Raw genomic sequence first — 24,548 nt, 5'->3', positions numbered from 1 at the left:
GAGCCCGCAAACACCAAGATCCAGGAACGGAACAATCGAAAATGAGCAAGATAAATCAGAGTGCTGATGGCGGCAGCGTGTTCAGGGTGGACAAGTTCGTCGTCCCGGCCGCCGCCCGCGAAGAGATACTCGCCAAGGTCAGGGCAACGCATGAGGTGCTGCGCCGGCAGGATGGCTTCGTGCAGGATTTCCTGCTCGAGCAATTCTCTGGCCCGGGCGAATTCAACCTGGTCACGATCGTCGAATGGGAAAGCCAGGCGGTCGTCGACCGGGTCGTGCCGATCGTCACGGCCGAGCATGCGCGTGCCGGTTTCAATCCGCAGGAGACGATCGCCCGGCTCGGCGTGCGAGCCGACATCGCCAACTATCAGCGCATTCCCGGGGTGTAAGGCTTCTACGGCCAGCCGACGCCAGGTGCCGGCGCTTCAACGCTGAGCACCTGGCCGGTGCGGGCATCGCTGATCATGTGCTCGAAGCCGCGCCATTCGGCGGCGGCGATGAACAGCGTTTTCAGGTCCGCACCGCCCAGCATGCAGGCAAAGCAGCCGCGATCGACATTGACGGTCTGCAGCACCTCACCGCCTTCGAGCACTCGCACGCAGTGCTTGTTGGGAACGTCCGCGTACCAGGCCGCCCCTTCGGCATCGAGGCAGATGCCGTCAGGAAAACCATCGAGGTCGGCCCAGACGCGGCGGTTGGCGAGGCTGCCGTCCGCGGCGATGTCGAAGGCGGTCAGCCGGTTGGCGTGTGATTCGGCGACGATCAGCGTCTTGTTGTCCGGCGTCACCGCCATGCCGTTGGCGAACGCGATATTTTCCGCCACTTGACGGACCGCGCCGTCTGGCGTGACCAGCACGACGGTACCTGGGCCGAAATACTGGCCGGGAGCCGGCGCCGGGCCGCCGCCATTGACATAGATGTTGCCGCGCCCGTCGACGACGATCTCGTTCCACGGGCTTTTCGACAGGGCGCGCAAATCGGCGTGGGTAACCAGTGAACCGTCCGGTTCCCTGCGCAACAGCAACCCCTCGCGACCGGAGACGACGAGCAGGCGGCCGTCCGACAGCCAGTCTATGGAGTAGGGCAGCACAGCCGGCACGGTGAGTACGATCTCGCGGCTGCCGTCGGCATCGACGGCGATGATCTCGCCGGTCCCCCAGTTGCAGAGCCACAGGCATCCGTCATGCCAGCGCGGCGATTCCCCGAAGGCGAGGCCTTCCGTCACGACGCGAGCTTTGTTGCCAGATGATGCCTGCATGATCGGGAGCCTCCGTTGCACGTGTCGTCGGCCCTTGCGGGCGGAATGAAGCGCTGTCTCACCAAGGACGGGCGAGGGGACGGATCCCCGACAGCAGCCCTACTGTTTTTCGCTCAGGAAGAAATTGCCATCGGCATGACCGTTGGCGCCGCATGATGGCGGTTCCGAAACGCCGTCCTTGCCGGTGCCGCTCTGTTCGACGACGAGCGCATCGCCATCGCGATAGAAAGTGAAAACAAAGCCGGTCGGCTTTTCGTTGTCGTCGGTATCGACCAAGCGCAATTCCTTATGTGCCTTGACCGTGCCGCCAATTTCGCACGAACCACTACCGGAGACAGGATTGGCGACCTCTTCCGACAGGTCGAGCTTGCCCGCGCCAGCCGCCTTGATCTCGACCGTGCCGCGAACGCTGCTCCATGTGCCGATGAAACCGGTATCCTTGGGCTTGCGGATACCGGCGAGGAAGGCCATGCGGTCGCGCAGGAATTCGCCGAGATCGAAATTCTGCTGGTCCTTGGGTGTGTTCTCGTTGAAGCTGGCGATCTGGTCGCGATACGCAATGAAATCGCTTTGGTCATCCCGCAAGGCCTTGCCGGCGTGAGGATCGAGCGTCTTCAGCGCCGCCGCGTAGGTTTGCGCCACGTCTGCATCGGCCTGCGCCAGGGCAGGGTCGGCGCAGATGGCCTTTTCCACCGCGCTAGCGGCCTTGGCGCAGTCGAAGGATGGCCTGGCTCGCGCCATGGCGCTCCCGCTCGACGCCAGCAGGGCGACCAGAACCACACCGATTTCAGCCCATCGCCTGGAATCAAGGCTGGCCCTGTTCAGGTGTTGGATCATGGGCAGTCGGTCTTTCTCTGGGCTGCGAAGCGGCGGTGGCCTGAATTCTGGTGGCAACGATGCCGACAGGCAAGCGCATGACGGCTCCTGCCAGTTGCGGTCAATGCGGCCTTGCCGATTGTTGCGTTGCGGTGAATTGGGCTTTCGGCTATTGAGGCCGGACTTGAAACGGAGCCTGCCCCAGCCCGATGAGCCTTGTCGATACGGTCAAGAACGCGTTCGTACCGATCCATCGCGAAGGCTATCCCTTTATCGCGGCCTTCGGTGCGGCGACGCTTTTCCTCGGCTACTTCTCGTCGATCCTGTTCTGGGTCGGCCTTATCCTGACCGCCTGGTGCGTTTATTTCTTCCGCGATCCCGAGCGTGTCACCCCGGTCGACGATCGTCTTGTGGTGAGCCCCGCCGACGGCATCATCTCGGCGGTTGGACCGGCCGTGCCGCCGCGCGAACTTGGCCTCGGCAATGTCGAGATGACCCGCATCTCGGTGTTCATGAACGTGTTTTCCTGCCATGTGAACCGCGCCCCGGTGCGCGGCCGTATTGCCAAGATCGAGCACCGGCCTGGCAAATTCCTCAATGCCGAACTCGACAAGGCGAGCACCGAGAACGAGCGCAATGGCCTGGTCATCGACAGCCCCAACGGCACGGTCGCGGCTGTCCAGATCGCCGGCTTGGTGGCGCGCCGTATCGTCTGCTGGGCCGAGGCTGGCGGCTCGATCGCCATCGGCGAGCGTTTCGGCCTGATCCGCTTCGGCTCCCGTGTCGACGTGTTCCTGCCGCTCAACGCCACGCCGCGCGTTGCCGTCGGCCAGACCGCTGTCGGTGGCGAAACCGTGTTGGCCGAATTCGGCGGTGTCGCCGGCACTCCCCTCGTGCGGATTTCCTGACCGGTGGGCACGCAATACAAAAAGTTCGAAGCCCATGCCAGCGGCGGCCCGCGCATCCGCGAAATCCCGATGCGCATGGTGCTGCCCAACCTCGTCACCGTGCTGGCCATCTGTGCCGGCCTGTCCGGCATCCGTTTCGGCTTTGAGGGCCGTTTTGAGCCGGCAGTGGTGATGGTGCTGCTCGCGGCTTTCCTCGACGGCATTGACGGGCGGCTGGCGCGGATGCTGAAGGCGACCTCCAAGTTCGGCGCGCAGATGGATTCGCTGGCCGACATCGTCAACTTCGGTGTTGCGCCCGCCCTGGTGCTCTATGCCTTCCTGCTCGACCGCGCCGGATCGCCGGGCTGGATTGCAGCACTTCTGTTCGCCATCGCCTGCGGGCTCAGGCTTGCCCGCTTCAACGTGCTCGACGACGAGAAGGCCGAGCGCCCCGTGTGGCAGTCCGAATATTTCGTCGGCGTGCCGGCACCGGCGGGCGCCGTGCTGGTGATGTTGCCGCTCTATCTGTATTTCCTGCGCACGGGTCTGGAGCCCAGTCGCCCGGCTGCCTTCGTCGCCACCGGTTTCACCATCCTGGTTGCCTTCCTGCTGGTCAGCCGGCTGCCGGTCTATTCCGGCAAGAGCTTGAGAGTGCCAGGCGACAAGGTGCTGCCGATCATCCTTGGTGTCGTGCTCTACGTGCTGCTGCTGATGACCTATCCCTGGTACACGCTGACCGCCTCGGTCGCCGGCTATCTGCTCTTCCTGCCGTTCAGCGTGCGCGCCTATTCGAAGCGCGCCAAGCAGGAGGGCGAGAAAGTGCCGCCTTCGGACATCGGGTAGGGTTTCTCGAAGCCCGGTCCCTGCGCTCCGCTTCGCGTCGGCTTCAGGCTGCTACGCCCAGCCCCAGCCTGTCGATCGCCAGCTTTCTGGTCGACACATAGTCGGTCTTGCCGGAACCCAGCACCGGGATTTCCTCGACCTTGATGATGTCGTTCGGCACCATCAATTCGGCGGCGCCCGCCTGCTTGCCGAATTTGCGCAACTCGTCGGGATTGGCATCGTCGGCGGTGGTGACCAGCACGATGCGTTCGCCACGCCTCTTGTCCGGCACCGCCACCGCGGCGTGACGTTCTTCCGGCCACAGGGACTGCACCAGCATCTCGACAGCACCCAGCGACACCATCTCGCCGGCGATCTTGGCGAAGCGCTTGGCGCGGCCGCGAATGGTGATGAAGCCTTCGCGGTCGACGGCGACGATGTCGCCGGTGTCGTGCCAGCCGGTCAGCGGCTGCAGCTCACCGGGGCGATCGGCAGTCATGTAGCCCATCATCAGGTTCGGTCCGTCGAGCCACAACTGGCCGGCGTCGGATATGCCTTCGACCGGCTCCAGCTTCATGCGCATCGCCGGCAGCAGTCGGCCGACCGTGCCGTCGCGGCCATGGATCGCGGTGTTGACGGCAACCACGGGTGCGGCTTCCGTCAGCCCAAAACCTTCGATGATCTCGGCCTGGAAGCGTTCGCGATAGACGCGGCGGGTTTCCGGCTTCACAGCCTCGGCGCCAGCGACGACGAAGCGCAGGCTGGAAAAATCGCCGTCCTTGGCGGTGCGCGCATAGTTGGCGAGGAACGTGTCGGTGCCGAACATGATGGTCGGTTTCACCTTGCGCGCGATCTCGGGGATGATCTTGTAGTGCAGCGGTGAGGGGTAGAGGAACAGCTTTACCCCGGTGACCAGCGGCAGGATGGTGCCGCCCGTCAGGCCGAAGGAATGGAACACCGGCAGCACGTTGAGCAGGATGTCGGCGGGCGAGATGGTGATGCGCGCCTCGGCCTGCATGGCGTTGGCAAGCAGGTTCTTGTGCGACAGCACCACTGCCTTGGGTGTGCCTTCCGAACCCGAGGTGAACAGGATCACCGCAGGCTTGGCCGCATCCTGCCGCTGCAGCGACCAGCGCCAAAGTAAGGCCGCGGCAAGCTTGTCGAGCGCGGTGACGTCTTCCCGCACATCCTCCAGCCAAAGCAGCTTGGCGCCGCCGTTCTCGACCGCCGCGACGATATCGGCGAGGTCGGCCTTCTCGACGAAGGCGCGGGAGGAGACAACCGTGCGGATCACCGCCGTGCGCACCGCCGCGGTCACGCTGGCCGGGCCGGCGGTGTAGTTGATCATTGCCGCCACCCGGCCGCCAGACAGCAGGCCGACAAACGACAACACCACGCCATTGGCGTTGGGCAGCAGCAGGCCGACCGCTTCGCCCGGCGCCGTTACCGCCTCGAACCGGCGGCCCAGGACGCGGGCGCCGATGAACATCTTGCGGTAGCTCATGGCTCCGGAGATGACGTCCTCGATGATCGGGTGCGAGGCGCCGACACGGGCAGCGGCGTCGCGCATGGCCAGGAACAGGCCACGATCGAGCTCGGCGCCGAAAAGCCGGGCCTCGGCGACACGGTCGAACAGCGCGTTGGTGTTCGAGGCCTGGTCCGGGTTGCGCGCTGCCAGTTCGGCGATGGTCATCGGTTCCAGCACGCTGATCGACAGTTGCGGAAACCAGTGCCGCGGCGCCTTGTCCGCCGGCGTCAGCGACACCGGCAGGCTGCGCGCGCCGGCGACGAAGATCGGCACGATCTTGGCGTCGGCCTGCATGGCGATGCGGGTGACGGCGCGAAACAGGCGAAACGTCTTGACGTTGGGCTCGACCGCGTCCGGCAGATAGACGGCGAGCCGCCCCTTGCCCTTCAGCACGCGCACCAGCCTGCGGCTGACGAAGAGATGTTCGGCGTTGAAGGCGATGGTGCGGCCAAGCTCGCGCCACGGTTCGAGCCATGGCGACCGCGCCGAGACCTCGTCGAGTATATGCAGCGTGTCGTCCGGCAGCAGCGACAGCATGAGCGCCGGCTCGAAACGCGATTGATGCGAGATGACGTAGATGACAGGGGCCTGCGCATTGCGGGCGATCCTGACGCGGTTGTCGCTGATCCGGTAGGCAAGCTTGAACGGCACATAGAGCAGTGCCTGGGTGAAACGCAGGCCGAGGCGGAATTTCTCCACCACGCCGATCAGCAGCCAGGCCAGGACAAGACCCGCAAGCAGCGCCAGTGTCAGGATCATGCCGCTTCTCTCCCAACGATTCTAGCATCGCGGCTCTTTGCGACCGCTTCGCGGCAGAGCGTAGCGGAATGGAGGGCAACGTCAATGTGGAGACGCAGCGCTCGCTTCCTTCCCCCCTTTTGGGAGAGAAGGGAAGGCCGCAGCTCACGCGGCCTTCAGCCGCCCGCTGATGAAACGGAACTCCTGCGTCTTGCCGCCATAGCCATAGGCGGCGGCCGGCACTTCATGCACGAAGGCATAGCTTTCCTCATGCACACCGCCCAAAAGGCGGCCGAAGGCGTCGAAGATCGCCTTCAGATAGGCCTCCAGCTCGACCTTGGTGTTGGTGCCGTCGACCACCTTGATATCGAGCCAGAACGTGTTGGTGCCATGCTCGGCCAGTGACTTGCCGCCGGCGAACCAGTGCTGCGGATCGATACAGGAAACGGCAACCGCGGTGATCGTCGGATCCTTGCGCAGCTGCGTGGCGGTGATCTCGGTGATTTCTCCGGCGATCCTGGCGGACAGCGCGGCATCAGGCTTGCCGGTGACGCTGACGTTGATGATGGGCATTCTTCTTCTCCTGGTTTGAGCGGCGTCGGATCGCCGTTGGAAGGACCATGCCACTGTCATCGAGTCAAAAAAATCGAATTGTTTTCAACTGAAGGTTCGATATTATCGAATTATGGAAACGCTCGATCCCGACCTGCTCAGGACTTTTATCGCTTTCGTCGACAGCGGCTCGCTGGCGCAGGCGGCGTTGAGCGTCGGCCGTTCACCCTCGGCGGTCACCGCGCAGATGCAGCGGCTCGAGGAAATCGTCGGCGAGGCGCTTCTGGCGCCGCAGGGCCGGGGCCGAGGCCTGACGCCGGCCGGCGAGGATCTCATCGGCCATGCAAGGCGCATCCTTGCCGCTCACCGCGAGGCGTGGCTGGCGTTGAAGGGCGCGCGTGCTGCCGGGCGCGTTGCCATCGGGACGACGCAGGATTTTGCCGACAGCGGTCTGCCCGATCTGCTGCGCGCCTTCGCCGTCAGCCATCCGCGCGTCAGGATCGAATTGCGTGTCGGCCGCTCCGCCGAACTGGCGCAAGCGATGCAGTCCGGCGGGCTCGACCTGGCAATCGTCATGCGCCAGGTGGCAACGCCGGACGAAGTCGGCGTGCTGCGCGAACCGATGATATGGCTGTGTTCGCAAAAGGGGCTGGCCTCGCGCCAGGAAGAATTGCCGCTGGCGTTGCTCGATCCCTATTGCGGCTTTCGCGAAGCAGCACTTGCCGCACTCGATACGGCCGGCCGCCGCTATCGTATCGCCGCCGGCAGCGCCAGCCTGGCCGGCCTGCGCACGGCGGTGAATGCGGGTGTTGCGCTGACGCTGCGCACCGCGCGCTTTGCCCATTCCGGCATTGTCGAAGCGCCGCGCGAACTTGGTCTGCCGCAGGTTCCGATAGCTGAATTTGCCGTTCGGCTGCGCGCCCGTGCCGATGGTCCGGCAGCTGATCTGGCGGCACTGCTCAGTGGCAATTTGGCTCTGCCCGGCCTCCTTGGCTGATCGACAAGATCCGATCTCGCTGCGGATCAAACGCCCAAGAAAAAGCCGACCTTGCGGTCGGCTTGGGAGTAGGACGGGCCGAGGGGTTTGGGGGGACTTGGGGGTGGCCCGTCACACCAACAATGCATGAGCCGGACGATGGTTCCGTGAATGTGTAACTTTTTTACGAAATATTTGACGCCAGCCGTTGCGAGCGGGCCATCAGCCAATCCCGCCCCGCATGGGCAAACACCGCGCACAACACGATGGCGCCGCCGATCATGCTGGCGGCTGGTGCGATCTCGCCCAGGAACAGGAAGGCAAACAGGATCGCGAACGGCACTTCGGCCGAGCCGAGCAGCCCGGATTCGGCCGCCGGAATGAGCCGCGCCCCTTCCGTCCACAGGATCGAGGACAGTGCAAAGCATGAGCCGAAGGTGGCAAGCAGCACCGCGTCGCGTGGCGTGACCGCCAGCGGATCGCTGACGAACCAGCCGAGCACGAACAAGAGGAAGGCCGAAACCGCGCCGGCCCACACCACCGGCGTCCCCCGGAAGGCACGCACCATGATCATGTAGAGCGCGCTGCCGATGGTCATCAGCAAAGCCAACCCGTCCCCGAACAGATGACCGGTGCCGAAGCCGGACCAGACCATGATCGCCACGCCGCACAGCGAGACGGCGGCGGCGACCATCGTCTGCAATCGGAACGGCTCGCGCGTCAGAACCCAGGCCAGCAGCGCTGTGACGAAAGGCGCGGTGGCATAGATGATCGCGACATTGGCGACGAAGGTGAACTTGAAGGCCGAGATGAAGGCGATGCTGGCCAGCGCCCCTTCCACCGCCAGCAGCCAGCCGCGCCAGCCAAGGCGCAACGTTTCGCGGTTGCCGGAGCGATGCCGGCGCCACAGCACATAGAGGCTGATCAGGATCGAGCCGACAAAGCCGCGCCAGCAGGTGATGGTCAGCGGATCGGCGTGGATCGACTTGGTCAGCACCCCGGTCAGGCCGAACACCGCCGCCGACGACGACACCAGCAGGATACCCAGCGTGCGCTCAGTGGTGCTGTCCGTCGGGGCTGCAATGTCACTCATGCCGCCAGCCTACGCCGTTGCGTCCTGACATCGTAGCGTCAGCAGTGACGGCGATCCACATCATAGCCGCTTGCGGAAATGCTCGGTGCCGACAATCAGCAGTCCGGCTGCGATGATAAGGGCGGCGCCGAAGAACACTTCACGGCGCGGCACGTCGCCCCAGATCGCAAAGCCGAGCGCGAACGCCCATAACAGCGAGGTGTATTCGAGGGGTGCGAGGATCGAAGCCGGCGTTCGCTTCATGCCTTCGAACAGAAGATATTGCGCAAACCCACCGAGCGCGCCGACGCTGGCAAGGAGCAGCAACTGGGCCCAGTCCGGCGTTTGCCACCAGAGCAGCGCCGGTCCCGCCGAAAAGAGCAGGAAGTAGAAATTGTTGAGGAGAAGCTGGATCATCGAACGCTCGGCAAGCGCGGTCTTGCGCAGGAGCACGATGGCTATACCCCACAAAAAGGCCGCCGCCAGCACGAGCAACACCGGCACGGACAGGCCGAGATGGGTCGGGTCGCAAGCGACGAAGACGCCGGCAAAGCCGATCAGCACCGCAAGCCAGCGCAGCATCGGCACCTTTTCGCCGAGCATCACCACCGAAAGCACGGTGACGATGATCGGTGCCGCGTAGTAGACGGTGGTCAGTTCTGCAAGCTGAAGGCTGCGCGCGGCATTGTAGTAACAAAGCCAGGCGGCGAGCGTGAAGGCGCTGCGCACCAGCATCGGCCGCACGATCGGCGAGCGCACCGTGTCCGCAAATAGCCGTTGCCCGCCGATCGCCGCGCAGGCGCCCAGAATGGTGATGCTGCGGAAGAACATGATCTGCCAGACCGTCATGCCGGTGACCAGCAGCTTGATCGAGGCATCCTGCGTCGAAAACAGGAAATAGGCCGCACCGGTCAGCAGGATTCCTGCGAGAACCCTTTCGCGTGTTTCGAGAATGGCGACATCGGCCATAAGGCGCGGGACCAGTGTTGCGGGAGGCGACAAAATGCTGTGTGGAGCGACGCGAGAGGAAGTCTCCTGCACCAAAAGCTATACGGGCGAAAGTCGGCACAGCGCTACGCCAGCCCTAAGCTTGCGTTGGGGCAGGGGACGGCGACCTTGCTTCCAGAAAGCAATCGGCACTTATATCTGACAAAGCCACACCGCTGGCCGGCCACGGAGAGCGAAGGAACGAACATGGATGCGACCGAACTGAAGGCGATGCAGGCGCCACTGAAGCAGGCCTATCGCGACGACGCTGCGCAGGCGCTGATCACGCTTCGCGCCAAAGGGTCGATCGACGACCAGTCGGTTGCCTGCAAGGTGGAGACGGGCAGGGCGATCGCGATCGCCGGATTGCATCCGGCAACCGGTGGCTCGGGGCTCGAGCTCTGCTCGGGCGACATGCTGCTGGAGGCGCTGGTGGCCTGCGCCGGGGTGACGCTGAAGGCGGTGGCGACGGCGCTGGAGTTCAAGCTGGGCGCTGCCACGGTGGAAGCCGAAGGCGACCTCGATTTTCGCGGCACGCTCGGTGTCGCCAGGGATGCGCCGGTCGGCTTTCGCGCCATCCGGCTCAATTTCGATCTCGATACCGACGAGCCGCAGGAGCGGGTAGACTCCCTGCTGAAGCTGACCGAGCGCTATTGCGTGGTGTTTCAGACCATCAACCAGAAGCCGCAGCTGACGGTGAGCGCACGGCGCTGAAACGCCGTGCGCCGGATGCTTACTGCGCTGCCGGCTCTTCGGCGTCGCCCTCGTCGGTGAAGGGCGAGGCGCTCGGCACGCATTGCACCGACCAGCCGGTCGGTGTCGGCTGCTTCTGATATTCGGTGATGGCGGCGGTGCACTGTTCGCGCTTGTCGAATGTGCTGGGCAGCACGACCATGCCGCCCTGCGGGCCGGCGATTACCAGATACCAGACCAACGCTGCGGTCGTTGCCATGGGGATGTCCTTGTTCTGCCCAATTGGGGCGCTTGTTGCGGGAGTCGCTGCGATCCTATCAACTCCGCCGAAATGACGAAAGCATGACCGCCGCGCAGCCTTCCGCCATGGACATCACAGCCGCGTGATGCGATGGCGGATCTGGGCTCAGATATAAACCCAGGCGGGCTTAGTTGGTGGCAAAACAATAGAACAGGCCGTCACCGCCGGTGCCCTTCAGCGCCTCCTGGCTGCAGCCGCCACGCGAGGCATGCGAGGAGTTCCAGGATTTGGCGGCCGCCGAATCGTCGAGGCCGGTGCGGTCGTGATGGCCCATCATCGCCGCACCTTCCGCTCCGCTCATCGTCCAGTCGCCGCAGGTCTGGTCGGCGATCTTCGTGCCATCGGGTTTGGAGCCGGTCAGCATGTCGTGGCGGTTTGGCTTGTCGCCACGGCCGTTGACCACTTCGCCCTTCTCGTTCAGCGCCGTCTGCTTGGTGATGCCATTGGCGTCGCCGTGCAATGAGGCGACATCGTCGGCGATCTTCACACCCTTGGCGTTCACCCACGGCCCCTTGCCGATGCGGTCGCGCGCATCGGTGTCGCTGGTCGACAGATAGGCGGCCCAGCTCTTGCCGGTCACGCCGGCGGCTTCCGCCAGCGAGGCGCAATGCGCGTCCGCACCCTTGAGGCCGCCGAGGTCGGCACCCTTGCCGGAGCCAACGCTGGTGACGAAGAAGCTCATCTTTGCGTCTTGCGAATAGGCGGCGCCCGTGGCCGCGATCAGGGCGGCGGCGGTGGCGAGAAGCAGTCTGCGCATGGTGGTCCTCCGTTCAGGTTTCGAATGTCTGACATTCGAAGAACGTCGGCGGTGCCGAGAATCTTCCGGCAAAAAGCAGCTATTCCGGCTGGCGATAGGCGACAAAGCGGTTGTGCTTGGCCTGGAAGATCAGTCCGGTCTCTTTCAGGTCAGGACTGGCCAGCGGCACGATAAGTTTGGCGACCTCCGAGGGGTGGGGCAGTGTTGCCGGATCCTCGCCGGGTACAGCCTGGGCGCGCATCGCGGTGCGGGTGGGGCCTGGGTCGGCGGCGTTGACCCTGAGCGGCAGGCTTTGCGTCTCATGCGCCCAGGAGCGCATCATCGTCTCGACCGCCGCTTTGGACGCCGCGTAGGGCGCCCAGAAGGCGCGCGCCGAGTGGGCCGAATTCGCGGACAGCAAAATCGCGCGGCCGGCGTCGGAGAGCCGCAGCAGCGGGTCGACCGAGCGGATCAGCCGCCAAGTCGAGGTGACGTTGATGGTCATCACCTTCTCGAACGTTTTCGCCTCGACATGGCCGATCGGCGAGATGACGCCGAGCACGCCGGCATTGGCAACGAGAATGTCGAGCTTGCCCCAGCGCTCATGGATGGCCCCGCCCAGCCGGTCGATGCCGGCCATGTCGGCGAGGTCGAGCGGCACCAGCGTCGCCTGGCCGCCGGCCGCCTTGATCTGGTCGTCGAGCTCTTCCAGCCCGCCGACAGTACGCGCTACCGCGATCACATGCGCGCCGGCTGCAGCCAGTTCCTTGGCGATGAAATAGCCGATGCCGCGCGAGGCGCCGGTGACGACCGCAACGCGGCCGGTAAGGTCGAGGGTCATGCTATGGATTCCGGGAATTTCACGAACGCGGATGACGGTGCGGCAATCCTACGACCCGCTCGTCGCCAGCAGCGACAGCGTGCGCACATTGTCGTGGCCTTCGAAGTCGAGCAGGCGGGTCGGATACTGGCCGGTGAAGCAGGCATCGCAGAACTGCGGCTGGTCGTTGTCGCGGCTGGCCTCGCCGACGGCGCGATAGAGGCCATCAATGGTGAGGAAGCCGAGCGAATCGACCCGGATGAACTCGGCCATTTCTTCCACCGACATCCGCGATGCCAGAAGCTTCGATTTTTCCGGCGTGTCGACGCCGTAGAAGCAGGAGGCGCGCGTCGGCGGCGAGGCGATGCGCATATGCACTTCCCTGGCGCCGGCATCGCGCACCATCTGCACGATCTTCTGGCTGGTGGTGCCGCGCACGATGCTGTCGTCGACCAGCACCACGCGCTTGCCCTCGATCATGCGGCGGTTGGCGTTGTGCTTCAGCTTGACGCCCATGTGGCGGATCGAATCGCCCGGCTGGATGAAGGTCCGGCCGACATAGTGGTTGCGGATGATGCCGAGCTCGAAGGGAATACCGGCGGCTTGCGAAAAGCCGATCGCCGCCGGCGTGCCGGAATCCGGCACCGGCACGACGATGTCGGCCTCGACCGGGCTTTCCTGCGCCAGTTCGGCGCCAATGCGCTTGCGCACCTCATAGACGTTGCGGCCCTCGACCGAGGAATCCGGCCGGGCGAAGTAGACATATTCGAAGATGCAGAAGCGGGTCTTCTGTGGCTCGAACGGGAACAGGCTTTCAATGCCCTTGGATGTGACGACAACCATCTCGCCGGGCTTGAGATCGCGCACGAATCGCGCGCCGATGATGTCGAGCGCGCAAGTTTCCGACGCCAGGATCCAGGCGCCGTCGAGATCGCCGAGCACCAGCGGCCGAATACCGAGCGGATCGCGGCAGCCGATCATTTTCTTGGATGTCATCGCAACCAGCGAGAAGGCGCCCTCGACCTGGCGCACCGCGTCGATGAAACGCGAGTTCAAATCGCGCTCCTTGCTGGTGGCGACGAGGTGCAGCAGCGTCTCGGTGTCGGAGGTGGAGGAGAAGATCGCGCCTTGCTTCTGCAGCGCCCGCTGCACGGTCATGGCATTGGTCAAATTGCCGTTGTGGGCGACGGCAAAGCCGCCATCGGCCAGTTCGGCGAAGAACGGTTGGATGTTGCGCATGCCGGCGCCGCCTGTCGTGGCGTAGCGCGTATGGCCGATGGCGCGGTTGCCTTGCAAGCTGTCGATGACGCGCTGCTTGGTGAAGGTGTCGCCGATCAGGCCGACATGGCGTTCGACATGGAACTGGGTGCCGTCATAGGAAACGATGCCGGCCGCTTCCTGGCCGCGATGCTGCAGCGCATGCAGGCCAAGTGTGACGATGGCCGCCGCATCCTGCCGGCCGAAAATGCCGAACACGCCGCATTCGTCGTGGAAATGGTCGTCGGCCTCGGCGGAAAGCACGTCGTCTGCGTCTGCCATCTTAAGCTCCGCTAAAATCGCCATATAGTGCGGGTTCGCGTCGAAAGCAACGCGCCCGTGCAGCCGTTCACACCATCGTCAGTTTCCGGCGCCCGTTCCGGGCGTCAGTTTGCCGGTGCAGCCGGCGCTGGATTGGCCGGAGCGTTCTCCGCGGGCGGTGCTGCGGCGTCATCGTCGGGAGCGGGCGTGTTGGCATCCTCGCCACCCGCCGGGGCATCCGCAGCCGGTGCGTCCGGAGCAGCGGGCGTCTCAGCCGCCGGCTGATTCGGATTGAGTTTCTTGAGGATGGCGTTTTCCGGATCCTCGGGCAGCAGGCTTTCGAGCTTGGCGCCGATCTGCTCCAGCAACGGCCGCGACTTGGCATCCGTGACCCAGGCCGGTGCCTTGGCGCCAGCCAGCCAGTTGAAGAACAGCAGCGCGACGGCAACGACCAGAATGCCGCGCGCCGCGCCGTAGAGAAAGCCGAGCGTGCGGTCGAGAGCGCCGATCCTGGAATCGATGATCCAGTCGGCGAGCTTCATTGTGATGACCGAGACGACGATCAGCGCGATGACGAAGACGATGCTGGCGGCGGCCGCCATGGCGATCTTTTCGTTGTCGATGTAAGGCTTGAGGTAAGGCAGCACCGGCTTGTAGAAGAAGAACGCCGCCGCTGCTGCCGCTGCCCAGGAGACGACGGACAGGATTTCGCGCGAGAAGCCGCGAACCATGGCGAGCATCGCCGAGACCAGGGTGAAGCCGACGAGAATTCCGTCAAGCAGCGTAATCGGCATGTCTTTCGCCCCACTCCATGAGCCGCATTATAGCGCGGAGCATCGGGTTTTCCCAAACCGGTTTCCAGTTTTGGGTCCGATGCTCTAGTCCTGCTCGTCCACGCGGCTTCGGCGTGTGCCGGCTATGCGTGCCACGAGGTCGGCAAGCTCGGTCGGCTGGAAAGCGCCGGCCCCGATCCCCCCGGCAAGTTCCTCGCTGCCCAAGGGCAGAACCGCGCTTCCAAAACCCAGCTTTTCGGCTTCCTTGAGGCGCTGTTGCGCATGCGCAACCGGCCTCACGGCGCCCGAAAGGCTGATTTCGCCGAAATAGACGCAATCGGCGGGAAGGGCAAGACCGGTGAGCGAGGAAACCAGGGCCGCCGCCACCGCCAGGTCGGCTGCGGGCTCCGAAATGCGATAGCCGCCGGCGACGTTGAGATAGACATCGTGGCTCCCGAAGCGCACGCCGCAATGGGCTTCCAGAACCGCCAGGATCATCGACAGCCGGGCGCCGTCCCAGCCGACGACCGCGCGGCGCGGCGTGCCGAGCGAGGAGGGGGCGACCAGCGCCTGGATCTCCACCAGCACAGGCCTTGTGCCCTCCATGCCGGCGAAAACCGCTGCACCCGGTGATTTCGCGTGGCGCTCGCCGAGAAAAAGCTCGGACGGGTTGGCGACCTCGCGCAGGCCCTTGTCCGACATTTCGAAGACGCCGATCTCGTCGGTCGGCCCAAAACGGTTCTTCACCGTGCGCAGGATGCGGAAATGGTGGCCGCCTTCGCCCTCGAAGTAGAGCACGGCGTCGACCATATGCTCGACGACGCGCGGCCCGGCGATCTGGCCTTCCTTGGTGACATGGCCGACCAGGACGATCGCCGCACCCGTGGATTTCGCATAGCGGATCATCGCCTGGGCGGCGGCGCGCACCTGGGTGACGGTGCCTGGCGCCGAATCGGCAAGGTCGGTCCACAGCGTCTGGATCGAATCGAGGATCACCAGGTCCGGCCGCTTGCCGTCGGCGATGGTGGCGAGGATGTCCTCGACATTGGTCTCGGCGGCAAGTTCCACCGGCGTGGCGGCAACACCGAGCCGCTGCGCCCGCAGCCTGATCTGCGCGACGGCCTCTTCGCCCGAGACGTAGACGACGCGGTGGCCTTTTGACGCGAGTGCAGCCGCGGCCTGGGTCAAAAGCGTCGACTTGCCGATGCCGGGATCGCCGCCGACCAGCAGCGCCGAGCCGCGCACGAAGCCGCCGCCGGTGGCGCGATCGAGTTCGCCGATGCCCGAGATGATGCGCGGCGCGTCCTCGATGTCGCCCGACAGCGTTGTCAGCACCACCGCGCGACCCTTGCGGGCGTTGCGCGTGTTGGCCGGCCCTGAGCCGATGCCGCCGGACGTGCCTTCCTCGACCAGCGTGTTCCACTCGCCGCAGGCATCGCATTTGCCGGCCCAGCGCTGGTGCACCGATCCGCAATTCTGGCAGATGAACTGAACCCGCGATTTGGCCATCAGTTGGACGCTGCCTGGAAGTAATCGGGAGTTGGCGATCCTGCCCACACCCCTCTGTCCTGCCGGACATCTCCCCCGCAAGGGGGGAGATTGGATGTCATCACAGTCTTCGCCAATCGCCCAGGTTGAAGAGAGGGCGCCGCAAATGAAACTGCCGATCTCCCCCCTTGCGGGGGAGATGCCCGGCAGGGCAGAGGGGGGTGTGACGGAATGCGAGGGTAGATCAAAAACTCACTCGAATCTTTCCGGCAAATGATGCTCTTCGGCGAGGTCGGAGAAGCGGGTGAACTCGCCCTGGAAGGCAAGGCTGACAGTGCCGGTCGGTCCATGGCGCTGCTTGGCGATGATCACTTCGGCCTTGCCCTGGACCTCGACCATCTTTGTTTCCCAGGCGAGGTGCTCGGGCGTGCCTTTCTCGGGCTCCTTGTTTTTGATGTAATATTCCTCGCGGTACACAAACAGCACCACGTCGGCGTCCTGCTCGATCGAACCCGATTCGCGCAAGTCCGACAGCTGAGGGTGCTTGTCGTCGCGGCTTTCGACCTGACGCGAGAGCTGTGAGAGCGCGATGATCGGCACGCCAAGCTCCTTGCCGAGCGCCTTCAGTCCGGTGGTGATCTCGGTGATTTCCTGGACGCGGTTCTGCGACGCCTTGGCGGACGAACCCTGCATGAGCTGGATATAGTCGATGACCATTAGATCCAGCCCGCGCTGGCGCTTGAGGCGGCGGGCGCGAGCCGCAAGCTGGGCAATCGAGATACCGCCCGTCTGGTCGATGTAGAGCGGGCGCTTGTGGTTCTCCTGCGTGTAGGCAACAAGCTTGCCGAAATCGGCTTCTGTCAGGTCGCCGCGCCTGATTTTCGATGATGGGATTTCGGTCTGCTCGGAAATGATGCGGGTGGCCAATTGCTCCGACGACATTTCGAGCGAGAAGAAGCCGACGACGCCGCCATTGGCCGCCTTGACGGAGCCGTCCGCCTGCTGGGCAGGCTCATAGGCGGCAGCGATGTTGTAGGCGATGTTGGTGGCCAGCGACGTCTTGCCCATGCCCGGACGGCCGGCGATGATGATCAAATCCGACGGCTGCAGGCCGCCCATGCGGTGGTCGAGATCGCGCAGGCCGGTGGCAATGCCGGACAGGTGCCCATCGCGCATATAGGCGGCACTGGCCATGTCTACGGCGTTCTTCAACGCATCGGAAAAACTTTCGAACCCACCATCGTAGCGGCCGTTTTCGGCCAGCTCGAACAGCCGCCGCTCAGCATCCTCGATCTGTTCGGTGGGCGCCATGTCGACCGGCGCGTCATAGGCAATGTTGACCATGTCCTCGCCGACGGTGATCAGCGCGCGACGCGTCGCAAGGTCATAGATGGCGCGGCCATAGTCGGTGGCGTTGACGACGGTGACGGCTTCCACCGCCAGCCGCACGACATATTGCGCCATCGTCATGTCGCCGACCTTCTCGTCGGCCGGCAGGAAGGTTTTCAGCGTGATCGGCGTCGCCACCTTGCCCATGCGGATGAACTCGGACGCCACCTCATAGATCTTGCGGTGCAACGGCTCGTAGAAATGGCCGGCCTTCAGGAAGTCCGAGACGCGGTAGAAGGCATCGTTGTTGACCAGGATGGCGCCGAGCAGCGCCTGCTCGGCCTCAATGTTGTTTGGCGCTTCACGATAAAGCGGTGTTTCCGCGACGCCGAATTTTCGCGCTGCCTCTGCCATGATATCCCCGATTTCGATCCCGGCTCTTCGATACCAGAATGACAAAAGTCAGTGCTGACTTATCTGCAACAGTGCCGATGCCAACCAACATCAATGTTCGCTTGTTCACAGGAACAACAAATCGTCCACAGGACAGAATTCCCGTCCCCCGATTTCTGTTGACTCGGCAGAAGAACAATCTACACGAAAAACAAGAACGAAGCAAGAACAATTGTGCCGGTCAAATCTCCAGAACGTCGCCCCAGTCCGACCGCCGCGCTGCCTTGAACGTCTCGCCGTCGCGCTTGGTGAAGAGCCTTTCGCCGGCACTGCCATTGCTCTCGCAAAGTTTCAGCAACACCTTGCCGGATCCTGATTTTGGTGGCGCGATGACCCGTGCCCGAAGGGAAGGAGCAGGCTGTCGCGAAGCGGCGACATAGATGAACTTCTCGTCTTCCCATGGCACGTCGGCATCCTTGGCCAGCCGGTGCAGGCGCGAGCGGGCGACGCGGCGGGAAAAATGGCACCAGTCGGGCGGGGCGAGCGGGCAGGGCGCCTGATGCGGGCAGGGCGCAAGTACATACGCGCCCGCCTCGATCAGCTGCCGGCGCACGGCAAGGATGCGCTGCCATCCGGCCGGCGTGCCCGGCTCGACGACCAGCAGCGTATCGTCGGTGAGTTGCCACAGCCGACCGATAAGCTTTGGCAGGGAAGCAGGGACAATTTCGTCGAGCACATAGGCGCAAGTGACCAGATCGGCCGGCTCGATGTCGGCAAGGTCGATGGTGGCGTCGCCGGCCAGCCATCTGGTTCGGGCGGCAATCGCGCCGGCGGCAAGCGTCTCGCCGACCCTGCGCGCCGCGGCGCTGGCTTCGAACAGCACCGCCTGTTCGAGATCGGGCCACAGGTCGGTCGTGGCCCAAAGCACCGTACCAGGGCCGGCACCGACATCGAGCAGGCTCTTGGGTCGAAAGCCGGGCCTGGCGTAGCCCAGCGCATCGAGGCTGGCGCGGACGGCGGCGTAGGTCGCCGGCAGCCGCGTCGCCAGGTAGGCTTGTACGGCCAGGTTCTCAGCCATATGCAGCCGACCATCGCGCAGTTCGGCGCGGTACCGGTCGGACAGCGTTTTTGCCGCCTGCTTGAGTGTCGCCAGCGGAACGTTCTCGAGCAGACGCTCGACACCCTGGCGAAGTGGGGCCGGTAACTCCATGCTCAGGCTCCGCGTGGCGCGACGAGGATCACCGAGGCGCCGACAATGCAGAGCGCAGCTCCTGCGAGGTCCCAGCGGTCGGGGCGCACGCCCTCCGCCAGCCACAGCCAGCCAAGCGACGCCGCGATGTAGATGCCGCCATAGGCGGCGTAGGCTCGGCCGGCGGCATTGGCATCGACCAGCGCCAGCAGGAAGCCGAGCAGAGCGAGCGAGGCGAGACCGGGGAGCAGCCACAGCGGCGACTTCTCCAGCCGCCACCACGCCCAGAACGAAAAGCAGCCTGCGATCTCGGCCAGGGCAGCAGCGACATAGAGAACATAGGTCATGAAAAAGGTCCGGTGGCGATCACTGGACCTTTTTCAGTGCAGGCGCCGGCAATGGCAAGCCGCAATGCTATTTCTGGTCCGCGACCTTGCGGCGGCGAGTTGCCTTGGCTACCGGGCTTTTCTCGATGGGATCCGTTTCAAGGTGACCCATATCGCGCATCTCAAGCGCCTTCTCGCATTTGGCCATGTACTCGCGCGTCGTCGGCAAGGTGTCGTTCTTCTTGGCGATCTGGATCTGGAAGATCACCAGATCTTGCCAGCGGAAAGCGGCTTCCGAGGCGGCCAGGTAGAACTCCCACATGCGGCAGAAGCGCTCGTCGTAGATCGCCTTGGCCTTGTCGCGGTTGGCGGCGAAGCGCTCGCCCCAGTGCTTCAGCGTGTCGGCATAATGCAGCCGCAGGATTTCGATGTCGGTGACGACCAGCCCCGACTTCTCGATCGCCGGCATGACTTCGGAGAGCGCAGGGACATAGCCGCCCGGGAAGATGTATTTGCGGACGAAGGCGGTGGTCGCCCACGGCACGCCGGAGCGGCCGATCGTGTGCAACAGCATAACGCCATCCGGCTTGAGCAGTGTCGCCGACTTGTCGAAGAAGGTCCGGTAATGGTTGACGCCGACATGTTCGAACATGCCGACCGAGACGATGCGGTCGAAACGCTCGTTGAGCTCGCGGTAGTCCTTGAGCTCGAAATGCACGCGGCTTTCCAACCCTTGCGCGTGCGCGCGGTCGGTGGCGACGCCATGCTGTTCGGTCGACAGCGTCACGCCTTGCACGTCGACGTCGAACGCCTTGGCGAGATAGAGGCTGAGCCCGCCCCAGCCGGACCCGATGTCGAGCACCGTCTGGCCGGCTTTCAGCCTGAGCTTGGCGGCGATGTGGCGTTTCTTGGCAGCCTGCGCTTCGTCGAGCGTCATGTCCGGCTGCTCGAAATAGGCGCAGGAATACTGCATGTCGTCGTCGAGGAAGAGCCGGTAGAGGTCGCCTGACAGGTCGTAGTGGCGCTGCACGTTGCGGCGCGAGCGCGAGGCGGTGTTGATCTGCTGCAGGCGGCGGAAGGCATGACGCAGGCCTTCGATGGCTTTCGACCATGTGGCGTCGATGCCGCCGCTGCCCATGTTCTGGAAGGCGATGCGCATCACACCCAGCACGCCGCCTTCGAGAATGTCGAGCTCGCCGTCCATGTAGGCTTCCGGCACCGCCAGCATCGGATCGAAGGTGATGGCCCGCTCGGCATGCGCGGTCTTGATGTGCATGTGCACCGGCTCGCCGCTGCCGTCGCCGAACACCACCGCAGCGCCCTTGGGGCCGGTTACCTTGAGATTGCCGGTGCGCACCAGGCGGTCGAGAACGCGCTTCAGCAGAATATTCATGACCAAATGTCCCCTCAGACAGGCTGTCTCGGCCCACGACCCCGAAAATCGAAATCGACTTTCGGGAAAGGGATCGTGCGCCAAACCAAAGTTTCACAGCGTCCTTAGCGCGGCCAAAGGACGCGCGACGCTTGTAGTCTGCATCAATATATAGGGGTTCGAAAAGTTCCATTTGGCACAAAAATGCCCGGGCGAGAGACCCGGGCATTGGTCCAGTATGGCTGAGGCCAACTGGGATCAAAGCTGAGTGCGGCACGCCCGGAAGGGCGTACCGGCAACTCAAATCGTCAGGCGTTGTCTTCGCCGCCTTCGAACTCGGTGTTCGGGTCGAAGAAGTTTTCCGGCCGCGCATTGTCGTTGATGTCGTCGCCATAGATGGCTTCGGCAGTGGTCAGCGTCTCGCCCTTGGCCTGGCGTTCGGCTTCGTCGGCCGTGCGGGCGATGTTGAGCGTGATCGTGACTTCGACTTCCGGATGCAGCGCGATCGCCACATTGGTGAGGCCGATGGTCTTGATCGGCTGGTTGAGCAGGATCTGGTTGCGGTTGACCGTGAAGCCTTCCGCCGTCAGCAGATCCGCGATGTCGCGGGTCGACACCGAGCCGTAGAGCTGGCCGGTTTCGCCAGCCGAACGCACGGCGATGAAGCTCTTGCCGTCGAGCTTTTCGGCGACCTGGCTGGCTTCCGACTTGCGCTCGAGGTTGCGGGCTTCGAGTTGGGCGCGCTGGCCTTCGAACTTCTTCTTGTTGGCTTCGTTGGCGCGCAGCGCCTTGCCCTGCGGCAGCAGGAAGTTACGGGCAAAGCCGTCCTTGACCTTGACGGTATCGCCCATCTGGCCGAGGCGGGAAACGCGTTCGAGAAGAATGACTTCCATGGTTGTGTTCCTTTGGTTGGGCGCCAATCGTAGGGATCGACGCCGAATGTCTTGGGAACAGGTCAGGAAGCTTGGGGCGCGCCTTGGCGCCGGTGTCGCTGTCCTGCCCGTTCAGGCAGTTAGAGGTTTGACCTCAACTCGGGATTTGAATGCGATCCGCGGCGCCCGTCGCCGAGGTGAAAAAAGCGGGCGGCAAGCCGCCCGCTCGAAAGTCTTAGCGAACCACGTAGGGCAGCAGGCCGAGGAAGCGGGCGCGCTTGATCGCCTTGGCGAGTTCGCGCTGCTTCTTCTGGCTGACGGCTGTGATGCGCGACGGCACGATCTTGCCGCGCTCGGAAATGTAGCGCTGCAGCAGACGCACGTCCTTGTAGTCGATCTTGGGGGCGTTGGCGCCGGAGAACGGGCAGGTCTTGCGGCGGCGATGGAACGGGCGCCGGGTCGGGATCTGGTTGATGTCGACCATTATTCTGCACCCCCTTCAAAGCCTTCGCGCGGACGGCGCGGACCACGATCGGCACCGGCGTCGCCGAACGAGCGCGGCGGACGATCGCCACGGTCGCCGCGATCACGGTCGCCGAACGAGCGCGGACCACGATCGCCACGGTCACGGTCGCCGAAGCCACCGCGTTCCGAGCGCTCTTCGCGCTTCTGCATCATGGCCGACGGGCCTTCCTCATGCGCCTCGACCTTGATGGTCAGGAAACGCAGCACGTCTTCGGACAGGCCCATCTGGCGCTCCATCTCGTTGAGCGCGGCCGGCGGGCAGTTCAGGTCCATCAGAGTGTAGTAAGCCTTCCGGTTCTTGTTGACCCGGTAGGTGAGGGACTTCAGTCCCCAGTTCTCGACCCGGCCGACGGACCCGCCATTTGCGGAGATGACGCCCTTGTACTGTTCGACAAGCGCATCGACCTGCTGCTGCGAGAGGTCTTGCCGGGCAAGAAACACATGTTCGTAAAGAGCCATAGTGTATCAGTGCCTTTCTTCGTTTCTCTCCCGGTTCCCGGCGGCAAAAGCCTCTGCAACTTCTCTGACCCGCTGTTCCCGGTAAAAGGGGGCGGGGAAGAAAGGAGCATGACGAGACGGTCGAGAGCGGAGACACGGGAGGCGGAAGCACTTCTGTCTTCACACGAAGGTTTTCGAAAAAACCTCCGGCCCTCCGTTCAGCCCCCAGCTGGGACCGGCAGATTGGGGGCGTCTATACAGCAATCCGCCCACAACGCAAGCGCAAGCGGCATTCCCTTGTGTCGCAGGGCGGAAAAATCAAGCAGCAACAATGGCAAGGCTTCGTGGTTTCCGGCAACCGGGCCTTAACCACAATGTCAGGTTGTGTGGAGTTGAGATCCTGCAGTCAACGCTCGATTCATCAAAGAAGGCGCAGAAGCCAGGCCAATCCGCGCACAAAAGCGGCAAGCATTTCCGGGGGGTAAGGATGCTTCTTAACAAGTTCTGGCGCTCGACGAGCGGCAATTTTTCGCTTGTGCTGGGGCTGGGGTTGCCGGCCATCCTCACGGCTGTCGCCTTCGCAACCGATGTCTCCACCCTGATGCGGGCCAAGGGCAACCTGCAGAATGCCCTCGATGCGGCAAACCTTGCCTCTTCGCATCTGGGCGATCTCGATATCACCCGCAATGACGCCTTTGATCGCTATTTCCAGGCTAACATCGCCGGCCATGGCGAACTCGGCAATGCGAAGGCGACGTTGACGGTCGACAAAGGCGTCAATTTCGTCAAGACGAAGGCGGTTGCCTCAGCCGACGTCACTCTCAACTTTGCCTTCCTGTTCGGCAAGGAAAAGCACATCGAGGTCGATGCCTCCGCCGTCGAATCGAACAACCAGCTCGAAGTCGTGCTGGTGCTGGACAACACCGGCTCCATGGCCGGGGCGCGCATGACGGCGTTGAGGACGGCGACCAAATCATTGCTCGACACGCTCGAGGCGACAAAATCGCCGACGCGCCAGATCCGCGCCTCGCTGGTTCCGTTCGTCACGGCCGTCAACGTCGATGGCGATGAATTCGACCCGTCCTGGATCGACATGGACGGCAAGTCCTCCACCAACGGCGTCAATTTTCCGGTCATCGACGGCAAGCGTCCCAACCATATGGCGCTTTTCAAGCAGCTCAAGCAGACCGGATGGACCGAGCCCGGATGGAACAACACCGGATGGAAGGGCTGCGTCGAGGCGCGGCCGGGCGCCTACAACATTTCCGACACCCCACCCGACCCGGACGAGCCCGACACGCTGTTTGTTCCGTATTTTGCGCCGGACGATCCCGAAGTTGCGCAGAAGCCGTCTGCCTCCTATGGCAATTCGGATAAATACTACAACAATTCCTATCTCGACGACGTCAGCGACAAGACCAAGCTCGCCAAGCAGAAGGGCAACCTTCTCGGCATCGATCTCAACGATCTGCTCGGCGATTTGTTGTCGCCCGGTACGAGCGCCAAGGAAAAGGTCGCCAAATATGTTGCGCCCGCCAAGGAGTTCATCACCGAGACAGGCACCCCCGTCACCGTTGGCCCGAACCGCGCTTGCCCCACACCCGTCGTCCCGCTGACCGACGATTTCGACAAGCTGCGCAAGGCAGCAAGCCAGATGACCGAGTGGAACGGTTCAGGCACCAATGTCTCCGAGGGCCTGTCGTGGGGCATGCGGGTGCTGTCGCCCGCCGCGCCCTACACGGACGGAGCGGCGTGGAAGACGCCCGGCGTCAGCAAGATCGTGCTGTTGCTCACCGACGGCGAGAACGTCGTCTATGGCGCCAGCGAACAGCCGACGAAGTCCGACTACACATCCTATGGCTATCTCGCAGGTGGCCGTTTCGGGTCGGACAGTCAGGCGACCGCGGCGCGCAATGTCGACGGCTGGACCAAAAGCGTTTGCACGCAGTTGAAGAACGAGGGCGTGCAAATCTACACCATGCTGCAATCCGACACCGCCGCCAACCGCTCGCTTTACAGCGCGTGCGCCTCGGATCCGAGCGGCTACTATGCCGTCAACGATCCGACCAAACTGCCGGACGTATTCCAGCAGATCGCCAACAAGTTCTCGAAGCTGCAATTGACGGATTGAACGTGTGA

At 63.9% G+C, this 24,548-nt stretch carries 25 protein-coding genes; 6 read left to right on the top strand and 19 right to left on the bottom strand.

Annotation, left to right across the window (positions count from 1 at the left end; genetic code table 11):
• The first annotated feature begins 41 nt into the window (after positions 1-41).
• Complete coding sequence (locus tag CGZ66_RS18835) at positions 42-389, top strand: antibiotic biosynthesis monooxygenase family protein (protein ID WP_095086467.1); 348 nt, start codon at positions 42-44, stop codon at positions 387-389.
• Between the two features lie 5 nt (positions 390-394).
• Here CGZ66_RS18835 and CGZ66_RS18830 read toward each other — a convergent pair whose 3' ends face one another.
• Together CGZ66_RS18830 and CGZ66_RS18825 are read right to left on the bottom strand one after the other, a co-directional pair.
• Positions 395-1,258: an SMP-30/gluconolactonase/LRE family protein gene (locus tag CGZ66_RS18830; RefSeq protein ID WP_095086768.1), complete on the bottom strand. Its 864-nt coding sequence runs from the start codon at positions 1,256-1,258 to the stop codon at positions 395-397.
• A 99-nt stretch (positions 1,259-1,357) separates the two neighbouring features.
• Positions 1,358-2,095 (bottom strand): lysozyme inhibitor LprI family protein, encoded by a 738-nt coding sequence (locus CGZ66_RS18825; protein WP_095086464.1) that lies wholly within the window; start codon positions 2,093-2,095, stop codon positions 1,358-1,360.
• Between the two features lie 188 nt (positions 2,096-2,283).
• On the opposite strand from CGZ66_RS18825, the gene CGZ66_RS18820 reads away from it, so the two are divergent.
• Entirely contained in the window at positions 2,284-2,982 is a 699-nt protein-coding gene (locus CGZ66_RS18820) for a phosphatidylserine decarboxylase (RefSeq protein ID WP_095086461.1), read from the top strand.
• A 3-nt stretch (positions 2,983-2,985) separates the two neighbouring features.
• Positions 2,986-3,804, top strand: a complete 819-nt coding sequence (locus tag CGZ66_RS18815; RefSeq protein WP_095086458.1) for a CDP-alcohol phosphatidyltransferase family protein — start codon at positions 2,986-2,988, stop codon at positions 3,802-3,804.
• 43 nt (positions 3,805-3,847) lie between these two features.
• Here CGZ66_RS18815 and CGZ66_RS18810 read toward each other — a convergent pair whose 3' ends face one another.
• Positions 3,848-6,070, bottom strand: coding sequence for an AMP-binding protein (locus tag CGZ66_RS18810; protein WP_095086455.1), 2,223 nt, complete (start codon positions 6,068-6,070; stop codon positions 3,848-3,850).
• A 144-nt stretch (positions 6,071-6,214) separates the two neighbouring features.
• The gene (locus tag CGZ66_RS18805) at positions 6,215-6,622 is read right to left on the bottom strand and encodes a tautomerase family protein (RefSeq protein ID WP_095086453.1); all 408 of its coding nucleotides are present in this window, start codon (positions 6,620-6,622) and stop codon (positions 6,215-6,217) included.
• Between the two features lie 112 nt (positions 6,623-6,734).
• Between CGZ66_RS18805 and CGZ66_RS18800 the strand changes: the two genes are divergently transcribed.
• Positions 6,735-7,598: a LysR substrate-binding domain-containing protein gene (locus CGZ66_RS18800; protein ID WP_095086450.1), complete on the top strand. Its 864-nt coding sequence runs from the start codon at positions 6,735-6,737 to the stop codon at positions 7,596-7,598.
• A gap of 163 nt (positions 7,599-7,761) precedes the next feature.
• Here the strand turns inward: CGZ66_RS18800 and CGZ66_RS18795 are convergent, their stop codons facing one another.
• Together CGZ66_RS18795 and CGZ66_RS18790 are read right to left on the bottom strand one after the other, a co-directional pair.
• Positions 7,762-8,670: a DMT family transporter gene (locus CGZ66_RS18795; protein ID WP_095086447.1), complete on the bottom strand. Its 909-nt coding sequence runs from the start codon at positions 8,668-8,670 to the stop codon at positions 7,762-7,764.
• A 60-nt stretch (positions 8,671-8,730) separates the two neighbouring features.
• Positions 8,731-9,618, bottom strand: coding sequence for a DMT family transporter (locus tag CGZ66_RS18790; protein ID WP_095086443.1), 888 nt, complete (start codon positions 9,616-9,618; stop codon positions 8,731-8,733).
• A gap of 225 nt (positions 9,619-9,843) precedes the next feature.
• On the opposite strand from CGZ66_RS18790, the gene CGZ66_RS18785 reads away from it, so the two are divergent.
• Positions 9,844-10,350: an OsmC family protein gene (locus CGZ66_RS18785; protein ID WP_095086440.1), complete on the top strand. Its 507-nt coding sequence runs from the start codon at positions 9,844-9,846 to the stop codon at positions 10,348-10,350.
• A gap of 19 nt (positions 10,351-10,369) precedes the next feature.
• Here the strand turns inward: CGZ66_RS18785 and CGZ66_RS18780 are convergent, their stop codons facing one another.
• The 13 genes from CGZ66_RS18780 to rpsF all read right to left on the bottom strand — a co-directional run bounded on the left by CGZ66_RS18780 (position 10,370) and on the right by rpsF (position 22,430).
• The gene (locus tag CGZ66_RS18780; protein WP_027045347.1) at positions 10,370-10,588 is read right to left on the bottom strand and encodes a hypothetical protein; all 219 of its coding nucleotides are present in this window, start codon (positions 10,586-10,588) and stop codon (positions 10,370-10,372) included.
• Positions 10,589-10,757: 169 nt separating this feature from the next.
• Positions 10,758-11,387 carry a hypothetical protein gene (locus tag CGZ66_RS18775; protein WP_095086437.1) on the bottom strand — a complete coding sequence of 210 codons (630 nt, stop codon included), beginning with the start codon at positions 11,385-11,387 and terminating at the stop codon, positions 10,758-10,760.
• Positions 11,388-11,466: 79 nt separating this feature from the next.
• On the bottom strand, positions 11,467-12,207 hold the full coding sequence (locus tag CGZ66_RS18770) for an SDR family NAD(P)-dependent oxidoreductase (protein ID WP_095086434.1): 741 nt from the start codon (positions 12,205-12,207) through the stop codon (positions 11,467-11,469).
• 48 nt (positions 12,208-12,255) lie between these two features.
• Positions 12,256-13,725 carry an amidophosphoribosyltransferase gene (gene purF, locus CGZ66_RS18765; protein ID WP_095086431.1) on the bottom strand — a complete coding sequence of 490 codons (1,470 nt, stop codon included), beginning with the start codon at positions 13,723-13,725 and terminating at the stop codon, positions 12,256-12,258.
• Positions 13,726-13,829: 104 nt separating this feature from the next.
• Complete coding sequence (locus CGZ66_RS18760) at positions 13,830-14,498, bottom strand: CvpA family protein (RefSeq protein ID WP_095086428.1); 669 nt, start codon at positions 14,496-14,498, stop codon at positions 13,830-13,832.
• 84 nt (positions 14,499-14,582) lie between these two features.
• Positions 14,583-15,986 (bottom strand): DNA repair protein RadA, encoded by a 1,404-nt coding sequence (gene radA, locus CGZ66_RS18755; protein ID WP_095086425.1) that lies wholly within the window; start codon positions 15,984-15,986, stop codon positions 14,583-14,585.
• 231 nt (positions 15,987-16,217) lie between these two features.
• On the bottom strand, positions 16,218-17,708 hold the full coding sequence (locus CGZ66_RS18750) for a replicative DNA helicase (RefSeq protein WP_095086422.1): 1,491 nt from the start codon (positions 17,706-17,708) through the stop codon (positions 16,218-16,220).
• 220 nt (positions 17,709-17,928) lie between these two features.
• The gene (locus CGZ66_RS18745; RefSeq protein WP_095086419.1) at positions 17,929-18,897 is read right to left on the bottom strand and encodes a small ribosomal subunit Rsm22 family protein; all 969 of its coding nucleotides are present in this window, start codon (positions 18,895-18,897) and stop codon (positions 17,929-17,931) included.
• Between the two features lie 2 nt (positions 18,898-18,899).
• On the bottom strand, positions 18,900-19,223 hold the full coding sequence (locus CGZ66_RS18740; RefSeq protein WP_095086416.1) for a YnfA family protein: 324 nt from the start codon (positions 19,221-19,223) through the stop codon (positions 18,900-18,902).
• A gap of 67 nt (positions 19,224-19,290) precedes the next feature.
• The gene (locus tag CGZ66_RS18735; RefSeq protein WP_095086413.1) at positions 19,291-20,595 is read right to left on the bottom strand and encodes a cyclopropane fatty acid synthase; all 1,305 of its coding nucleotides are present in this window, start codon (positions 20,593-20,595) and stop codon (positions 19,291-19,293) included.
• Between the two features lie 287 nt (positions 20,596-20,882).
• Complete coding sequence (gene rplI / locus CGZ66_RS18730; protein WP_095086410.1) at positions 20,883-21,467, bottom strand: 50S ribosomal protein L9; 585 nt, start codon at positions 21,465-21,467, stop codon at positions 20,883-20,885.
• Between the two features lie 214 nt (positions 21,468-21,681).
• The gene (gene rpsR, locus CGZ66_RS18725; RefSeq protein WP_006203718.1) at positions 21,682-21,930 is read right to left on the bottom strand and encodes a 30S ribosomal protein S18; all 249 of its coding nucleotides are present in this window, start codon (positions 21,928-21,930) and stop codon (positions 21,682-21,684) included.
• Positions 21,930-22,430, bottom strand: coding sequence for a 30S ribosomal protein S6 (gene rpsF, locus CGZ66_RS18720; RefSeq protein ID WP_023761609.1), 501 nt, complete (start codon positions 22,428-22,430; stop codon positions 21,930-21,932). Before rpsF ends, rpsR begins: the two co-directional genes overlap by 1 nt.
• 466 nt (positions 22,431-22,896) lie before the next feature.
• Between rpsF and CGZ66_RS18715 the strand changes: the two genes are divergently transcribed.
• Positions 22,897-24,540 carry a pilus assembly protein gene (locus CGZ66_RS18715; protein ID WP_095086407.1) on the top strand — a complete coding sequence of 548 codons (1,644 nt, stop codon included), beginning with the start codon at positions 22,897-22,899 and terminating at the stop codon, positions 24,538-24,540.
• The last annotated feature ends 8 nt before the right edge of the window (positions 24,541-24,548 follow it).

The organism is Mesorhizobium sophorae, assembly GCF_002270415.1.
GTDB lineage: Bacteria > Pseudomonadota > Alphaproteobacteria > Rhizobiales > Rhizobiaceae > Mesorhizobium > Mesorhizobium sophorae.
The sequence above is the reverse complement of the archived record's forward strand: the minus strand, read 5'-3'. Positions and strand labels throughout refer to the sequence as shown.

What these genes read in the sequence shown, in the direction of transcription:
- CGZ66_RS18835 (WP_095086467.1), top strand. Translation starts at nt 42, where the DNA reads ATGAGCAAGATAAATCAGAGTGCTGATGGCGGCAGCGTGTTCAGGGTG.
- CGZ66_RS18830 (WP_095086768.1), bottom strand. Translation starts at nt 1,258, where the DNA reads ATGCAGGCATCATCTGGCAACAAAGCTCGCGTCGTGACGGAAGGCCTC.
- CGZ66_RS18825 (WP_095086464.1), bottom strand. Translation starts at nt 2,095, where the DNA reads ATGATCCAACACCTGAACAGGGCCAGCCTTGATTCCAGGCGATGGGCT.
- CGZ66_RS18820 (WP_095086461.1), top strand. Translation starts at nt 2,284, where the DNA reads ATGAGCCTTGTCGATACGGTCAAGAACGCGTTCGTACCGATCCATCGC.
- CGZ66_RS18810 (WP_095086455.1), bottom strand. Translation starts at nt 6,070, where the DNA reads ATGATCCTGACACTGGCGCTGCTTGCGGGTCTTGTCCTGGCCTGGCTG.
- CGZ66_RS18805 (WP_095086453.1), bottom strand. Translation starts at nt 6,622, where the DNA reads ATGCCCATCATCAACGTCAGCGTCACCGGCAAGCCTGATGCCGCGCTG.
- CGZ66_RS18800 (WP_095086450.1), top strand. Translation starts at nt 6,735, where the DNA reads ATGGAAACGCTCGATCCCGACCTGCTCAGGACTTTTATCGCTTTCGTC.
- CGZ66_RS18795 (WP_095086447.1), bottom strand. Translation starts at nt 8,670, where the DNA reads ATGAGTGACATTGCAGCCCCGACGGACAGCACCACTGAGCGCACGCTG.
- CGZ66_RS18790 (WP_095086443.1), bottom strand. Translation starts at nt 9,618, where the DNA reads ATGGCCGATGTCGCCATTCTCGAAACACGCGAAAGGGTTCTCGCAGGA.
- CGZ66_RS18785 (WP_095086440.1), top strand. Translation starts at nt 9,844, where the DNA reads ATGGATGCGACCGAACTGAAGGCGATGCAGGCGCCACTGAAGCAGGCC.
- CGZ66_RS18780 (WP_027045347.1), bottom strand. Translation starts at nt 10,588, where the DNA reads ATGGCAACGACCGCAGCGTTGGTCTGGTATCTGGTAATCGCCGGCCCG.
- CGZ66_RS18775 (WP_095086437.1), bottom strand. Translation starts at nt 11,387, where the DNA reads ATGCGCAGACTGCTTCTCGCCACCGCCGCCGCCCTGATCGCGGCCACG.
- CGZ66_RS18770 (WP_095086434.1), bottom strand. Translation starts at nt 12,207, where the DNA reads ATGACCCTCGACCTTACCGGCCGCGTTGCGGTCGTCACCGGCGCCTCG.
- purF (WP_095086431.1), bottom strand. Translation starts at nt 13,725, where the DNA reads ATGGCAGACGCAGACGACGTGCTTTCCGCCGAGGCCGACGACCATTTC.
- CGZ66_RS18760 (WP_095086428.1), bottom strand. Translation starts at nt 14,498, where the DNA reads ATGCCGATTACGCTGCTTGACGGAATTCTCGTCGGCTTCACCCTGGTC.
- radA (WP_095086425.1), bottom strand. Translation starts at nt 15,986, where the DNA reads ATGGCCAAATCGCGGGTTCAGTTCATCTGCCAGAATTGCGGATCGGTG.
- CGZ66_RS18750 (WP_095086422.1), bottom strand. Translation starts at nt 17,708, where the DNA reads ATGGCAGAGGCAGCGCGAAAATTCGGCGTCGCGGAAACACCGCTTTAT.
- CGZ66_RS18745 (WP_095086419.1), bottom strand. Translation starts at nt 18,897, where the DNA reads ATGGAGTTACCGGCCCCACTTCGCCAGGGTGTCGAGCGTCTGCTCGAG.
- CGZ66_RS18740 (WP_095086416.1), bottom strand. Translation starts at nt 19,223, where the DNA reads ATGACCTATGTTCTCTATGTCGCTGCTGCCCTGGCCGAGATCGCAGGC.
- CGZ66_RS18735 (WP_095086413.1), bottom strand. Translation starts at nt 20,595, where the DNA reads ATGAATATTCTGCTGAAGCGCGTTCTCGACCGCCTGGTGCGCACCGGC.
- rplI (WP_095086410.1), bottom strand. Translation starts at nt 21,467, where the DNA reads ATGGAAGTCATTCTTCTCGAACGCGTTTCCCGCCTCGGCCAGATGGGC.
- rpsR (WP_006203718.1), bottom strand. Translation starts at nt 21,930, where the DNA reads ATGGTCGACATCAACCAGATCCCGACCCGGCGCCCGTTCCATCGCCGC.
- rpsF (WP_023761609.1), bottom strand. Translation starts at nt 22,430, where the DNA reads ATGGCTCTTTACGAACATGTGTTTCTTGCCCGGCAAGACCTCTCGCAG.
- CGZ66_RS18715 (WP_095086407.1), top strand. Translation starts at nt 22,897, where the DNA reads ATGCTTCTTAACAAGTTCTGGCGCTCGACGAGCGGCAATTTTTCGCTT.